At 66.6% G+C, this 14,531-nt stretch carries 12 protein-coding genes and 1 pseudogene; 2 read left to right on the top strand and 11 right to left on the bottom strand.

The window, feature by feature from the left end; genetic code table 11:
• Positions 1–12 precede the first annotated feature (12 nt).
• From PBT88_RS08750 to PBT88_RS08735, 4 genes and pseudogenes are all read right to left on the bottom strand, one after another.
• Entirely contained in the window at positions 13–546 is a 534-nt protein-coding gene (locus PBT88_RS08750; protein ID WP_270078804.1) for a hypothetical protein, read from the bottom strand.
• 129 nt (positions 547–675) lie between these two features.
• Positions 676–1,149, bottom strand: coding sequence for a Cys-tRNA(Pro) deacylase (gene ybaK / locus PBT88_RS08745; protein ID WP_270078803.1), 474 nt, complete (start codon positions 1,147–1,149; stop codon positions 676–678).
• 16 nt (positions 1,150–1,165) lie between these two features.
• A complete protein-coding gene (gene alaS, locus PBT88_RS08740; protein WP_270078802.1) occupies positions 1,166–3,808 on the bottom strand; it encodes an alanine--tRNA ligase in 2,643 nt (880 codons plus the stop codon).
• Positions 3,809–4,100: 292 nt separating this feature from the next.
• Positions 4,101–4,253, bottom strand: a pseudogene (locus tag PBT88_RS08735) (IS5/IS1182 family transposase); the annotation flags it as partial.
• Between the two features lie 166 nt (positions 4,254–4,419).
• On the opposite strand from PBT88_RS08735, the gene bla reads away from it, so the two are divergent.
• Positions 4,420–5,316, top strand: coding sequence for a class A beta-lactamase (gene bla, locus PBT88_RS08730; RefSeq protein WP_270078801.1), 897 nt, complete (start codon positions 4,420–4,422; stop codon positions 5,314–5,316).
• A 184-nt stretch (positions 5,317–5,500) separates the two neighbouring features.
• A complete protein-coding gene (locus PBT88_RS08725) occupies positions 5,501–5,818 on the top strand; it encodes a hypothetical protein (protein WP_270078800.1) in 318 nt (105 codons plus the stop codon).
• 163 nt (positions 5,819–5,981) lie between these two features.
• Here the strand turns inward: PBT88_RS08725 and PBT88_RS08720 are convergent, their stop codons facing one another.
• The 7 genes from PBT88_RS08720 to dapA form a co-directional block, all read right to left on the bottom strand.
• Complete coding sequence (locus PBT88_RS08720) at positions 5,982–6,602, bottom strand: glutathione S-transferase family protein (protein ID WP_270078799.1); 621 nt, start codon at positions 6,600–6,602, stop codon at positions 5,982–5,984.
• A gap of 182 nt (positions 6,603–6,784) precedes the next feature.
• On the bottom strand, positions 6,785–7,870 hold the full coding sequence (recA, locus tag PBT88_RS08715; protein ID WP_270078798.1) for a recombinase RecA: 1,086 nt from the start codon (positions 7,868–7,870) through the stop codon (positions 6,785–6,787).
• A gap of 122 nt (positions 7,871–7,992) precedes the next feature.
• Complete coding sequence (locus PBT88_RS08710) at positions 7,993–8,340, bottom strand: response regulator (RefSeq protein ID WP_270078797.1); 348 nt, start codon at positions 8,338–8,340, stop codon at positions 7,993–7,995.
• A gap of 39 nt (positions 8,341–8,379) precedes the next feature.
• Positions 8,380–10,872 carry a hybrid sensor histidine kinase/response regulator gene (locus PBT88_RS08705; RefSeq protein WP_270078796.1) on the bottom strand — a complete coding sequence of 831 codons (2,493 nt, stop codon included), beginning with the start codon at positions 10,870–10,872 and terminating at the stop codon, positions 8,380–8,382.
• An 89-nt stretch (positions 10,873–10,961) separates the two neighbouring features.
• Positions 10,962–13,022: a M13 family metallopeptidase gene (locus tag PBT88_RS08700; RefSeq protein ID WP_270078795.1), complete on the bottom strand. Its 2,061-nt coding sequence runs from the start codon at positions 13,020–13,022 to the stop codon at positions 10,962–10,964.
• Positions 13,023–13,169: 147 nt separating this feature from the next.
• Positions 13,170–13,652, bottom strand: coding sequence for an SsrA-binding protein SmpB (gene smpB, locus PBT88_RS08695; RefSeq protein ID WP_270078794.1), 483 nt, complete (start codon positions 13,650–13,652; stop codon positions 13,170–13,172).
• Entirely contained in the window at positions 13,652–14,527 is an 876-nt protein-coding gene (gene dapA / locus PBT88_RS08690; protein WP_270078793.1) for a 4-hydroxy-tetrahydrodipicolinate synthase, read from the bottom strand. Before dapA ends, smpB begins: the two co-directional genes overlap by 1 nt.
• Positions 14,528–14,531: the final 4 nt, after the last annotated feature.

Below are 14,531 nucleotides of genomic sequence, written 5' to 3'. Positions count from 1 at the left end.
CTAGACACCCGCTCAGTGGCGATGCAGTTTGATCTGAAGGCCGCCGTCGCCCTCCAGCGTGCGGGTTTCGCCGGCCGTCATGTGCAGATTTTCGGTCATGCCGACCGAGCGTGAACTGCGCTCGCCGTCCACGCAACCGTCCGCTGTTCCGCCGGGCCGGTCGAGCGCCACGCGCAACTGGAAGCGATCGGCATCGGGATCGCCGAACCGCACCTCGCTGAGATTGACCGACAGGCTGGATCGCACGCCCTGATCGTAACCCGCGACCGTAGGGCAGGTGACGCTGGGCGCATCGCTCTTGCTGCGGTTGACGCTGGAGCCGGTGATGCCGTTGACCCGCATCGGGCCGTTCCACAGTAGGTCGCCGCCGGCCCGCACCTCGACATCGAACAGAATGCTCGGCCCCGGATCGCGCGACATCGCCGAAAATCGTGGCGAGACCGGCGACGGCAGGACCATCGGCGGCGGTGGTGGCGGAGCCGGAGCGACGGCCACGGTCGTCAACGACAACAAGATCGACAGCATCGCGCCCTCTCCCGACAGCATCGCGACACAGGTGACACGAGGACGGATCGAGATTCAAGCGTCGTCCCATTCATCCATTCGTCCCGCGCGAAGGGCCGGGCATAATCAGAGCGGCGATCCCTGCTCCTCGGATCGGGCCGCACCAAGCGCTCAGGTCGTGATCGGCGCCACCACTGCGCCCAGCGCATCGACGAGGTGCGCCGGTTCCAGCCGCACCTGCAGGCCGCGCTGCCCGCCGTTCACATAGACATGGGGCTGGGCCAGCGCATCGGCGTCGATCGCGGTGCGCACGCGGCGCATCTGCCCGAACGGACTGATGCCGCCCACCTTGTACCCGGTCGCCCGCTCCGCATCGGCCGGCGCCATCATCTGGGCGTGCTTGGCACCGAAGGCCGCCGCCAGCTTCTTCATCGAGACGCTACGGTTCGATGGCACGACCGCGCAGACCTTCTCGCCGTCGGCGATCACCATCAGCGTCTTCAGCACGCATTCCGGCGGTTCGCCCAGCGCCTCTGCCGCCTGCAACCCCTTGCGCTCGGCATCCGGATCATAGGCATGGGGGTGCAGGGTGAAGGCGACGCCGGCTTTCTGCAACGCCAGCGTCGCGCGCGTCGCGTTCGCCATGGTTCAGGCCGCCAGCTTATCCCGCCAGCGCCGCCTTCACCGCCGCAACAGCGTCGGCCGCCTTGTCGCCATCCGGGCCGCCGCCCTGCGCCATATCGGGCCGGCCGCCGCCGCCCTGCCCGCCGAGCGCCGCCACCGCCGCCTTGACCAGATCGACCGCGCTCGCGCCGACATCGGCCGTCACGCCGACCGCGACCGAGCCGCGCCCTTCGTTGACCGCGACCAGCACCGCGACGCCGGAGCCCAACTTCTGCTTGGCCTCGTCGACCAGCCCGCGCAGGCTCTTGGGATCGAGACCCTCGATCACCTGCCCGATGAAGCCATGACCGCCGACCTGCTCGATCGCGGCCTCCGCCTTGCCGGCCCCGCCGCCGCCGAGCGCCAGCGCCTTCTTCGCCTCGGCCAGTTCACGCTCGAGCCGCTTGCGCTCCTCGACCAGGCTGGCCACGCGCGCCGGCACCTCCTCGGGCGAGGCCTTGAGCGTCGCGGCGACCTCCTTGAGGCTGTCGTCGCGCCCGGTCAGCCAGACGCGCGCGGCCTCGCCGGTCAGCGCCTCGATGCGGCGCACGCCGCTCGACACCGCGCTCTCGGCGACGATCTTGAACAGCGCGATGTCGCCGGTCGCATTGACATGGGTGCCGCCGCACAGCTCGACCGAATAGCTGTTGTCGGCCACCTTGCCCATCGACAGCACCCGCACCTCGTCGCCATATTTCTCGCCGAACAGCGCCATCGCGCCGGCTTCGATGGCATCCTCCGGGGTCATCAGCCGGGTGCCGACCGCGCCATTCTCGCGGACATGGCGGTTGACCTCGGCCTCCACCGCCGCGATCTCCTGCGCGCTCATCGCCTTCTGGTGCGAGAAATCGAAGCGCAGCCGCTCGGCCGCGACCATGCTGCCCTTCTGGCTGACATGCTTGCCGAGATGGTTGCGCAGCGCTGCGTGCAGCAAGTGGGTCGCCGAATGGTTGGCACGCACCTCGTTGCGATGCTCGACATCGACCTTGAGCGACACCGCGTCGCCGACCTTGACCTCGCCGCCCTCGATCACCGCCTTGTGCGCGTGGAGGCGGCCGAGCGGCTTGGACGTATCGGTCACCTCGGCCTCGAACCCGTCCTCGCTGGTGATGATGCCGACGTCGCCGACCTGACCACCGCTCTCGGCATAAAAGGGCGTCTGGTTGGTGAGGATCACCACCTCGTCACCGGTGATCGCGGCATCGACACGCACGCCGTCGCGGATCAACGCGACGACGGTGGCCTCGCCCTCGGTGGCGGCGTAGCCGATGAACTCCGTGCTGCCGAGCTCCTCGGCGAGATCATACCACAGCTCTTCCGAGGCCTTTTCGCCCGAGCCCTTCCAGGCGGCGCGCGCGGCGGCCTTCTGCTCGGCCATCGCGGCATCGAAGCCGGCGCGATCGACCGCCATGCCGTGGGTGCGCAGCGCATCCTCGGTGAGATCATAGGGGAAGCCGAAGGTGTCGTAGAGCTTGAACGCGGTGGCGCCGGCCAGCGTATCGCCCTCGCCCATCGTCGCGGTCGCCTCGTCGAGCAGGCGCAGCCCGTTGGCCAGCGTCTGGCGGAAGCGGGTCTCCTCCAGCTTCAGCGTCTCCTCGATCAGCGGCTGCGCGCGCGCCAGCTCGGGGAAGGCGGCGCCCATCTCGGCGACGAGGCTCGGCACCAGCCGGTACATCAGCGGCTCGGCGGCGCCCAGCAGATGGGCGTGGCGCATCGCGCGGCGCATGATCCGGCGCAGCACATAGCCGCGGCCCTCATTGGCGGGCAGCACGCCGTCCGCGACCAGGAAGCAGGACGAGCGGAGATGATCGGCGATCACGCGATGGCTGGCGCGGCGATCGCCCTCGGCGTCCGTCCGAGTCAGCGCCGTCGACGCGGCGATCAGCGCCTTGAAGGTGTCGGTGTCGTAATTGTCGGTGACGCCCTGCATCACCGCGGCGATGCGCTCCAGCCCCATGCCGGTGTCGATCGACTTCTTGGGCAGTTCGCCGACGATCTCGTTGGCCTGCTGCTCATATTGCATGAACACCAGGTTCCAGATCTCGACGAAGCGGTCGCCATCCTCGTCCGGGCTGCCGGGCGGGCCGCCGAAGATGTGGTCGCCATGATCGTAGAAAATCTCCGAGCACGGGCCGCACGGGCCATTGTCGCCCATCGCCCAGAAATTATCCTTGGTCGGGATGCGGATGATGCGGTGATCGGGCAGGCCGGCGATCGTCTTCCAGAGAGCGAAGGCCTCGTCGTCGGTGTGATAGACGGTCGCGGTCAGCCGGTCGGGGTTGATCCCCCATTCCTTGGTGATCAGCGTCCAGGCGTGGTGGATCGCCTGTTCCTTGAAATAATCGCCGAACGAGAAATTGCCGAGCATCTCGAAAAAGGTGTGGTGGCGCGCGGTATAGCCGACATTGTCGAGATCATTATGCTTGCCGCCGGCGCGCACGCACTTCTGCGACGAGGTGGCGGTGCTGTAGGGCCGCGTTTCCAGCCCGGTGAACACGTTCTTGAACGGCACCATGCCCGCATTGACGAACATCAGCGTCGGATCGTTGTGCGGCACCAGCGGCGCGGACGGTACGATCTGATGCCCCTGGCGCCCGAAATAATCGAGGAAGGAGCGGCGGATGTCGTTGGTCGATGTCATGCGCGGGGATTTAGGCGAGCGCGGCGCGGCGGGCAAGCGAGCGGTTGCGATTGCGGGTGAAGGCACGGGCGGGGCTCGCTGACGCTATCCTTCGGCGGCATGGGAAAGGCCTCGGGTGGAGAAACCCGTCCCCCTCTGGCCGTCATCCCGGACTTGATCCGGGATCCAGAGCTATCATCGCCGGCGCCCGAGGCCCGGGATCCTGACTTTCGTCAGGATGACGGGAAGTGGTGGAGGCCGTGCGAAAACGGCGTCTTGGTGATTGGGCATCGCAGCGGGGAGGCGCGACCGTTCAGGCGTGCATTGCTGCCATGAGTCTCGGCACACCGCGGAGAGCGATGGCGCGTTTGATATTATATGCGAGGATGTGGAGGCCGATCTCGGTTCCAACGTTCTTGAGCCTTCGCATCTTGAAATAACTTCGTCCCATCCAGTCCTTGAGGGTGCGACCCATCCGACGCCTCCCGATGACGTCGAAAACACTAACACATCACGACGTTTCCTCACAGTCTCGGTGGACTCCGGATCGTCCGCTTGCTGCGCGGCGAGCAGTTGTAGCTGGCGTCCCAAAAACGATGGCGCGTTGAACAGACGAGCCGTAGTGACACCCTATGGTTGGCCGTCGCGATTTCATCTTCGGGATTGGCACAAGCGTGCTCCTGTCCGGCTGCACCGGTGCGCGAGTACCGAACTCCGATCCCATTGCACGTCTTCGTGACATTGAACGCAACGCAGGCGGCAGGTTGGGAGCGTTCATTCTTGATACCGCCAGTGGCCGAAACTTCGGTTGGCGCGTTGACGAACGCTTCTGTCACTGCTCGACGTTCAAATTATCGCTTGTCGCCATGGTGCTTCGCGAAACCGATGCCGGGCGCCTCGACCTAGCCGAGACACTGGCTTTCAGCAGGGCCGATCTCGTCGATCACTCGCCTGTCGTAGAAGAGAATTTTGCCAAGGGCCGCTTGCGGATTCTGGCGCTTGCCGAGGCGGTACAGATCATCAGCGACAATGCAGCGGCCAACTTGCTCACGCGCCGGCTCGGCGGACCCGACGCAGTGACACAGTTCTGGCGGGAGATCGGCGACGATAAGAGCAGGCTCGATGACTACGAACCGGCCGTCAACGTGATCCCGCCCGGCACCGAAAAAAACAGCACGACGCCAAGGGCAATGGCCGAGACGGTGCGGCGGATCGTCCTCAGCGATGTGCTCAGCGAAGTCAGCCGCAACCGGCTACGTGGCTGGATGGCCGCAACCGAAAGCGGCCTAGATCGCATACGGGCCGGTATTCCTGCGAATTGGCAGGGCTTGGACAAAACGGGCACCGGCATGCGTCCCGGGATCGGTAACAAAACCAATGATCTCGCCGTTCTGGTTCCTCCCGGGGGCCGGCCACCGCTCGTCGTAGTCGGCTACTTCGAAAACCCCTCGTTCTCGGAAGATACGCGGCCGCAGGACGAAGCCGTCCTAAAGACGCTTGGCGAGGTTGCGGCAGCTTGGGGAAGCTGACGAGCGAGTTCCCACTAACGTCATTTCGGCGTGCTCGCGCACTGAGGGGCGCAATCAGCAGGAATGAACGAATGAATGCTTTCTAACGCCGCGCCACCCGCCCTTAATGACCGACTCTGGGCGGAAGCAGCCCTCAGCGCCGAGGCAGTTTATTGAGTAGGTCGTCGCCGTCGCCCTCATCCTCATGACCAATTTCTTGCCGTATCTCGATGATTTGGCGGGCCCGCGCCCGAGCAGGATCGAAAACACCCATCCCGGCGTCTATACCTGCCACGACACCACGAGCGCGCCTCTTGCGTCGGCCGTTGGTTTTCAGTTTAGCAATTACGAACGGCAGGCCGAGCAATATAAGAAGGCCTACTGCACCATCGACAACCCATTGCATGAGGCTTCCGTTCCATTCTCTGGGATGTCCGCTTCTAGGCATGCAATCGATGCGGGTCTACGACGCGAACTGGGGCAGGGAGCAGCCATTCCATTTTCTCCGTCATCCGGGACTTGATCCAGGATCCCGCTTCTTCCCCATTCCGCCAAAATTCAGGAAGCCGGGCCCCCGATCAAGTCCGGGGCGACGAGATATGGAAAGGGGCTCCTTCTCGGCGCCTGCCTCCATAGCGGGCGCCGTCATCAGCAATCTCGCCACCATCTCAGCGAGCGCGCCAGCCTCACGCATAGGCATAAGGCCCACCCTTCGCGAGCGCCGCCTGATAGGCGGGGCGGGCGTGGATGCGCGCGATCCATGCCTGAAGCCGGGGATAGCGATCGTCCAGCCCGGCGCGGGCCTGCGCGGCTTCGAGCGGGAAGCTCATCATCACGTCGGCGGCGGTGATCTGCGGCCCCGCGAACCAGTCGCGCGTGGCCAATTCGGCCTCGAGCCAGCGCAGATGCACCGCGAACATCTTCAGCAACGGCTTGCGTGCGGGTCGGCCGAGCAGGCCGAGCCGCCCGACGACGAGCAACGCCAGCAGCGGCGGCATCATCGAGCCTTCCGCATAATGGAGGAACTGGCGCCAGAGCAGCGCGCCCGGCAGATCGGAAGGCGGCCCGAACCCGCCGCCCTTCAACACCAGATGCTCGACGATCGCGCCGGTCTCGGCCAGCACGATGCCCTCGTCCTCGATCACCGGCGACTTGCCGAGCGGATGCACCTTCCGGAGTTCCGGCGGCGCCAGCATGGTCTTGGGATCGCGCCGATAGTGGCGGATCTCGTAGGGCAGCCCGAGTTCCTCGAGCAGCCAGAGGATGCGCTGCGAGCGACTATTCTCGAGATGATGGACGACGATCATGAGCCCCTCCTGCCGGTGACACCCGATCAACGCCCCGCAGACAGGAACGAGCCTTGCTACCCCGCCCCGCCCCGAGCGCCCCGGCCTTCCGCCCTGGCCGCCGCGCGATATCGGGGACGGTCAGCCGAAGCCCCGCAGGCGGCGCCGCGCCCGCGCAGGGGCGAGAGGCGCCGCGCCCGGTCTTACAGGTCGTCGCTTTCTTCCGGGCCGGTCATCATCGCTTCGGCGACCGCCTCGGTCTTGGTGCGGATCGCTTTCTCCAGCTTGTCGGCCAGCTCGGGATGCTCGCGCAGGAAATTCTTCGAATTCTCGCGGCCCTGGCCGATGCGCACCGAATCATAGCTGAACCAGGCGCCCGACTTTTCGACGATGCCGGCCTTGACGCCGAGATCGAGGATCTCGCCGATCTTGGAGATGCCCTCGCCATACATGATGTCGAACTCGACCTGCTTGAACGGCGGCGCGACCTTGTTCTTGACCACCTTCACGCGGGTCGCGTTGCCGACGATATCGTCGCGATCCTTGATCTGGCCGGTGCGGCGGATGTCGAGGCGAACCGAGGCGTAGAATTTGAGCGCGTTGCCGCCGGTCGTGGTCTCGGGATTGCCGTACATCACGCCGATCTTCATGCGCAGCTGGTTGATGAAGATCACCATGCAGCGCGAGCGGCTGATCGAGCCGGTCAGCTTGCGCAGCGACTGCGACATCAGCCGGGCCTGGAGACCGACATGGCTGTCGCCCATCTCGCCCTCGATCTCCGCACGCGGCACCAGCGCCGCCACCGAATCGACCACCAGCACGTCGATCGCGTTGGAGCGCACCAGCGTGTCCACGATCTCCAGCGCCTGCTCGCCGGTATCGGGCTGCGAGACGATCAGCTCATCGATGTTGACGCCGAGCTTCTTGGCATAGACCGGATCGAGCGCATGTTCGGCGTCCACGAAGGCCGCGGTGCCGCCGCCCTTCTGGGCCTCGGCGATGACATGGAGGGCGAGGGTGGTCTTGCCCGAGCTTTCCGGGCCATAGACCTCGATCACGCGGCCGCGCGGCAGGCCGCCGACGCCGAGCGCGATGTCGAGCCCGAGCGATCCGGTTGAGATCGCCTCGACCTGCATCGTCTCCTTGGAGCCGAGCCGCATCGCCGAGCCCTTGCCGAAGGCGCGGTCGATCTGCGCAAGCGCGGCGTCGAGCGCCTTCTGCCTGTCCGAAACCGCCAGCTTGTCGATCATATCCGCGTTTGCCCCGATAACCTTGAGTGATGCGGCCATTGCCGGTCTCCTCCGATGTTAGAACGTGGCAGCGCGGGCTTCAATGCGCGCCATCGACGAAGCGGCATGTACCAGCTTCGTTCCAACAGAACAAGAAGAGAACAAAGACTCGCCGCAAAAAATCAGACGGTGGAATCGATCGCCTGTTCGATGCCGCTCAGTGTGAACGGCTTGGAGAGCACGGGGGCCGCGGCATGGCGCGCGGGCGGCGGCTCGGTATGGCCGCCGGTGGCGAGAATGAAGGGAATGTCGCGATCGGCCAGCGCATCCGCCACCGGCCAGCAGGACTGGCCATGCAGATGGACATCGAGGATGGCGAGATCGAACGTCCCGTTCTGCGCCTGCACCAGCGCGCCGGCCACGGTGTCTTCGGTGCCGGCCACGACATGGCCGAGGCTGTCGATGAAATCCTCGAGCATCATCGCGATCAGCGATTCGTCTTCGACGATGAGGATGGAGCGTGCGTTCATAGCGCCCGACTACCCGCCGAAGCCGTTGCGCGACAAGATTTATCTTGCCTTATCGGGCTTGGCGTGGCGCGCCAGCGTATCGCGCGCCGCCTCGGCCAGCTGCTGCACCGAAAAGGGTTTGGCGAGGAAGGAGACATTGTCGAGGTGGATCGACTTGCGCAACTGCTCCTCGGCATAGCCCGACATGAACAGGATCGGCAGGTTCGGGAAGCGCTCGCGGGCATGGCGGACCATGGTGGGGCCATCCATCGTCGGCATCATCACGTCCGAAATCAGCAGGTCGAAGCCGCCATGGCCCTCGCCCACCGGCATCTGCATCAGGATCTCGAGCGCCTCCTCGCCATTGGCGGCCGTCCGCACCTGATAGCCCTGCCGGGTGAGCGCGCGCTCGGCGACCGAGCGGACCATATCCTCGTCCTCCACCACCAGGATCGATCCGGTGCCCCACAATTCCTGGGCGGGTGGCTTGGGCACCTCCTTCTCGGGCGCCGCCGTCTCGCCGTGGAAGACCGGCAGGTAGACGACGAAGCTGGTGCCGCGCCCCAGTTCCGAATCGGCGAAGATGAAGCCGCCCGACTGCTTGACGATGCCGTAGACGGTCGAGAGGCCGAGGCCGGTGCCCTTGCCGACCTCCTTGGTGGTGAAGAAGGGCTCGAAGATCTTGGGCAGCACCTCCGGCGGTATGCCGGTGCCGGTATCGGTGACGCTGAACGCCGAATAATCGCCGGCCGGCAGCACGTCGGCACCGAGGCGACGGACCTCGGCGGCGCTGACCCCATAGGTGCGGATGGTCAGTTCGCCGCCCTGCGGCATGGCGTCGCGGGCATTGACCGCGAGATTGACGATCACCTGCTCGAGCTGGCCGGGATCGGCGCGCACCGAGCCGATCGCGCGGCCATGGTTGATCACCAGCTGCATCGATTCGCCCATCAGCCGGCGCAGCAGGTTGGAGACCTCCGAGATCACGTCGGGCAGCTGGAGCACCTGCGGGCGCAGCGTCTGCTGGCGCGAGAAGGCGAGCAGCTGGCGGGTCAGTCCGGCGGCGCGGTTGGCGTTGTGGCGGATCTGCTGGATGTCGTCATAATCGCTGTCGCCGGGGGTGTGGCGCATCAGGATCAGGTCGCAATGGCCGAGCACCGCGGTCAGGATATTGTTGAAGTCGTGCGCGACGCCGCCCGCCAGCTGGCCCACCGCCTGCATCTTGGTGGCCTGCGCGACCTGCCGCTGGAGCTTGCCCTCCTCCATCGAATCCTTGAGGCTGAGGATCACCGAGGCATCGCCGAGCCCGCGCGCCGACGCGACCGTCAGCGACACCGCATCGTCGGGCCGATGGCGCAGGCGAACCGCCACGTCGCCGGACAGGATCGGGCCATTGCCCACCGGCCCGGCGGTCGGCTTGCCGCCGGCGAAGCGCCGCACCGCATCCGAGACGGCGGACTTGTCCTCCTTGACCACGAGGTCGCTCGGATAGAGCGTGCCATCGCTCTCGTTCATGCCGGCGGCGACGCGGAATGCCTCGTTCTGGAAGAGGAAGCGCCCCTCGCGATCGATCAGCGCGAGGCCGAGCGGCAACATGCCGAGCAGGCCGTAGAGATCGTCCGGCCGGGTCGAGCTCTGCTCGATGATGCGGCTGGCGGGATCGTCGAACAGCAGCATCGCGGCGGCACCGGCGGCGAGTTCGCCATCGTCGAGCGGGATGTGGAGCAGGCGGAGCGGGTCGGCGCCCTCGCCGTCGCGCCCGAAATGGAGCGCCCCCTCCGCATCCTGGACCAGGCAGGCGGCGAAATCGCGGCCCGACACGCTGGTCGCCTGGGCCCCCATGGCGCGGGCGGTGAACACCTTGTTGGCGACGAGGATGCGGCCGCGTTCGTCGATCAGCGCCGCCATCAGCCCGGCGCGCCCCATGCGATCGCCAAAACCGCCGCCGACCAGCCGCAGGGCATCGGTCCGCCCCTCGCCGCGCCCATCGCCGATGCGCCAGAGCAGGTGATCCTCGGCCACGCCGACGCGCAGGACGCGAAGCTGCACGCCCGCACTGCCGAGCGCCGATTCCGCCTCGCCCTCCCGCCAGGCGGTGCGGCCGGCGCCGGCGATGCCTTCGGCATAGAGCGCCAGGCCGGGCAGCGCCGGCGGCACTGCGTCGGCACCGAAGCGATCGACATAAGCGAGGTTCGCCGCGACCAGCCGGCCCGCGCGATCGGTGATCGCCGCCGGCTCCTCGCACATGTCCAGCGTGGCGCGGAGCAGCGCGCGATCCGGGCGTGGCGTCGTATCGCCCACGATGCCGGCCCCGGCGCCGCTGCCCAGCCGCACCCGCGCCGCCAGCATGATCGCCGCCGCGATCGCGGCAAAGCCGACCAGGAAGCCCGCCGCGAAGCGCCAGTCCCCGGCGGCCCGTGCCAGCATCACCGCAGAGGCGACACCGAGCCCGGCGACGCCGCCCGCGATCAGGCGATCCGGGGTCAGCGTCGGCCGCGCGGGCGAAGCCGCGCGAAGCGGGACGGGTTCGGCACGTAGAACGGGCAAACGCATGGCCCTTATTCGGCCTTCCGCAGCCATTTCGTCAATGCGGCCCGCCCCGAAACCCGTTCGGGATCACCCGAACGGGCGGGCACCGGCGATTACCAGACGTTCACGCGCTCGGCCGGCGGCAGATACAGCTTCTCGCCCGCCTTCACGTCGAACGCCTTGTACCACAGATCCTTGTTGCGGACCTCGTCGGTGCGCTGGACTCCGGGCGAATGCGGATCGGTCAGCAGCTGCTGGCGCAGGATCGGATCGCGATACTTGGTCCGCCACACCTGCGCATAGCCGAGGTAGAAGCGCTGATCGGCGGAGAAGCCGTCGATCACCGGCGCCGGCTGGCCACCCAGCGACAGCTCATAGGCGTCGTGGCTGAGCGACAGGCCGGCGAGATCGGCCATGTTCTCGCCCAGCGTCAGCTTGCCGTTGACGTGCTGGCCGGGGAGCGGCTCATAGGCGTCATATTGCTTGACGAGCTGGTCGGTCAGCGCCGTGAAGCGGGTCACGTCCTGCGGCGTCCACCAGTCGGTGAGCGCGCCATGGCTGTCATATTTGCGGCCCTGGTCGTCGAAATGATGGCTGAGCTCGTGGCCGATGACCACGCCGATGCCGCCATAATTGACCGCCGGATCGGCCTTCGGATCGAAGAAGGGCGGCTGCAGGATCGCGGCCGGGAAGACGATCTCGTTCATCACCGGATTGGCGTAGGCGTTGATCGTCATGGGCGTCATGCCCCACTCGCCGCGATCGATCGGCTGGCCGAGCTTGTTGAGCCCGCGCTGATATTCGAAGGCGTTGGCGCGCGCGACGTTGCCGACCAGATCGCCCTGCCTGATCTCCAGCGTCGAATAATCGCGCCACTTGTCCGGATAGCCGATCTTGGGGGTGAAGGCGGCGAGCTTCTCCAGCGCCTTCTGCTTGGTCGCCGGGTCCATCCAGCTGAGGTTCTTCAGGCGCGTGCCCATTGCGGCGATGATGTTGTGGACCAGCGCATCGGCCGCCGCCTTGGCTTCCGGCGGGAAATATTTGGCGACATAGACCTGGCCGACCGCCTCGCCCATGTCACTGGAGACGAGGCTGACGCCCCGCTTCCAGCGCGGCTGGTTCTGCGGCGTGCCGGACAGCGCGGTGCCGTGGAAGGCGAAGCTGGTGTCGATGAAGTCCTTCGACAGATAGCGGGCATATTCATCCAGCGTGCGGATGATCATATAATCCTGGAGCACCGCGACCGGGGTTGCGGCGAACAGCTTGGCCTCGCCGGTGAAGGCGCTCGGCTGGCCGACCAGGAAATCCTTCTGCGTGCCATAGCCGAGGCCGGCCATGTAGGGCGCCCACGGGAAGCCCGGCGCCTTGGCGTCGAAATCGGCGCGCGCCCACTTGTTGTAGCCCTTGTCGGCGTCGCGGGTGTCCTCGGCGGCCCACTGGACCTTGGCGATGCCGGTCTCGAAGGTCATGATCGCCTGCGCACGGGCGGCGGCATTGGCCTCGCCGGCGAGCGTCAGCATCTGGGTGACGTAGGCGACATAGGCGGTGCGCGCCTTGGCCAGCGCCGCGTCGGGCTTGAGATAATAATCGCGGTTGGGCAGGCCGAGGCCGTCCTGGCCGAACTGCGCGATATAGGTATCGGGATGCTTGTCATCCTGGCCGACGCCGGTGCCGAACGGCGTCGAGACGCCGGCCCGGGCGAGCTTCGCCATCTCGGCGGCCAGCGCGGCCTTGGTCTTGGCGGCCTTGATCTCGGCGAGCCACGGCTTGATCGGCGCGGCCCCCTTCGCATCGGCGGCGGCCTCGTCCATGAAGCTCGCGTAGAACATGCCGATCTTGCTGTCCGGCTGCTTCTCCGCATCCTCCAGGATGCCGCGGGTGCGTTCCAGGCTCAGATCCTGCAGCTTGTGGAACATGCCGTAGCTGGCGCGATCGGCGGGGATCTCGGTGGTCTTCTGCCAGGTGCCGCTGGCATAGGAATAGAAATCGTCACCCGGCTTGACCGACTTGTCCATGCCGGCGGTATCGAAGCCGAAGCTGCCATAGGTCGGCTGGCCGGCGACGGCGGGTGCGCCGCCGGTGGTCGCAGGCGCGAACATCGAGCCCGGCACGGCGGCGACGGAGGCACCGGCAAGCATGGTGGACGCCATCAGGGCGACAAACGACAAGCGCATATGGGGATCCCTCAACATGGTGTATGAGGAAGGCATAGCAGCGCGACCGGCCGTCGCAAGAGCGCGACGGACGGAAGGACGTCATTTCAATTCTGTAACAGAAGAGTCACCCGGCCGCCTACCGGCTGTCGGCTCCCGCCCGCGCGATCAGCCGCGATCGCGCAGCAACCGCCCCTGCTCGCGCTTCCAGTCGCGCTCCTTGCTGGTCTCGCGCTTGTCGTGCAGCTTCTTGCCCTTGGCCAGCGCCAGTTCGACCTTCGCGCGCCCCTTGCTGTTGAAATAGATCGCCAACGGGATCAGCGTCATGCCCTCGCGGTTGACGCCCTGGTACATCTTGGCGATCTCGCGCTCGTGGAGCAGCAGCTTGCGCGGCCGGCGCGGCTCATGGTTGAAGCGGTTGCCGTGGCTGAATTCCGGGATGTTGGCGTTGATCAGATTGACCTGCCCCTCCTTCACCTCGGCATAGCTTTCCGCGATCGTGCCCTGGCCGAAGCGGAGGCTCTTCACCTCGGTGCCGGTCAGCGCGATGCCGGCCTCGAAGAATTGCTCGAGGAAATATTCGTAGCGCGCGCGCCGGTTCTCGGCGACGATCTTGGTCTTCTCGAATTCTACCGGACGCGGACGGGCCATCAGATCAGCCCCGCCACCTTCATCGCCGCGTCGACCGCCTTGCGGCTCGCCTCGCCGGCGAAGGTCATCGGGAGACGGAGCTCCACCGGGAAGGACGGACGAATCGCGTTGAGCGCATATTTCGCCGGCCCCGGCGAGGCATCGGTGAACAAGGCGGTGTGGAGCGGGAACAGCCGATCCTGCAACGCCAGCGCCGTCGCCCAGTCGCCGTGCAGGCAGGCCTTCTGGAAATCGGCGCACAGGCGCGGCGCGATGTTGGCCGTCACCGAGATGCAGCCCCGCCCGCCCATCGCCATGAAGCCGAGCGCCATGTCGTCATTGCCGGACAGCTGGCAGAAATCCGGCCCGCAGGCGAGCCGCTGGGCGGTGACGCGCTCCGATTTGCCGGACGCGTCCTTGATACCGACGATGCTCGGGATCGCCGCCAGGCGTCCGAGCGTCTCGGGCTGGATGTCGGTGACCGTCCGGCCGGGCACGTTGTAGACGATGATCGGCAGGTCGCAATGCTCGGCCAGATAGGCGAAGTGGGCATAGACGCCCTCCTGGTTCGGCCGGTTGTAATAAGGCAGCACGACCAGCGCCGCGTCCGCACCCGCCGCCTGGGCCGACCGCATGTGATCGAGCGCGACCAGCGTGTCGTTCGATCCGCAACCGGCGATCACCGGCACCCGCCCGGCCGATTGCTCGACGCAGACCGCGACCACGCGGTCATGCTCGGCGATCGACATCGTCGCCGATTCGCCGGTCGTGCCGCACGGCACCAGCCCGTTCGAGCCTTCGCTGATCTGCCAGTCGACGAAATTGCGGAACACCGCCTCGTCGAAGCGGCCGTCGCGAAAAGGCGTCACCAGGGCGGGAATCGATCCCGAGAACATATCT

Origin of the sequence: Sphingomonas abietis (assembly GCF_027625475.1) — a bacterium.
Classification (GTDB): Bacteria; Pseudomonadota; Alphaproteobacteria; order Sphingomonadales; family Sphingomonadaceae; genus Solisphingomonas; species Solisphingomonas abietis.
This window is presented reverse-complemented; position numbering and strand designations above follow the sequence as displayed.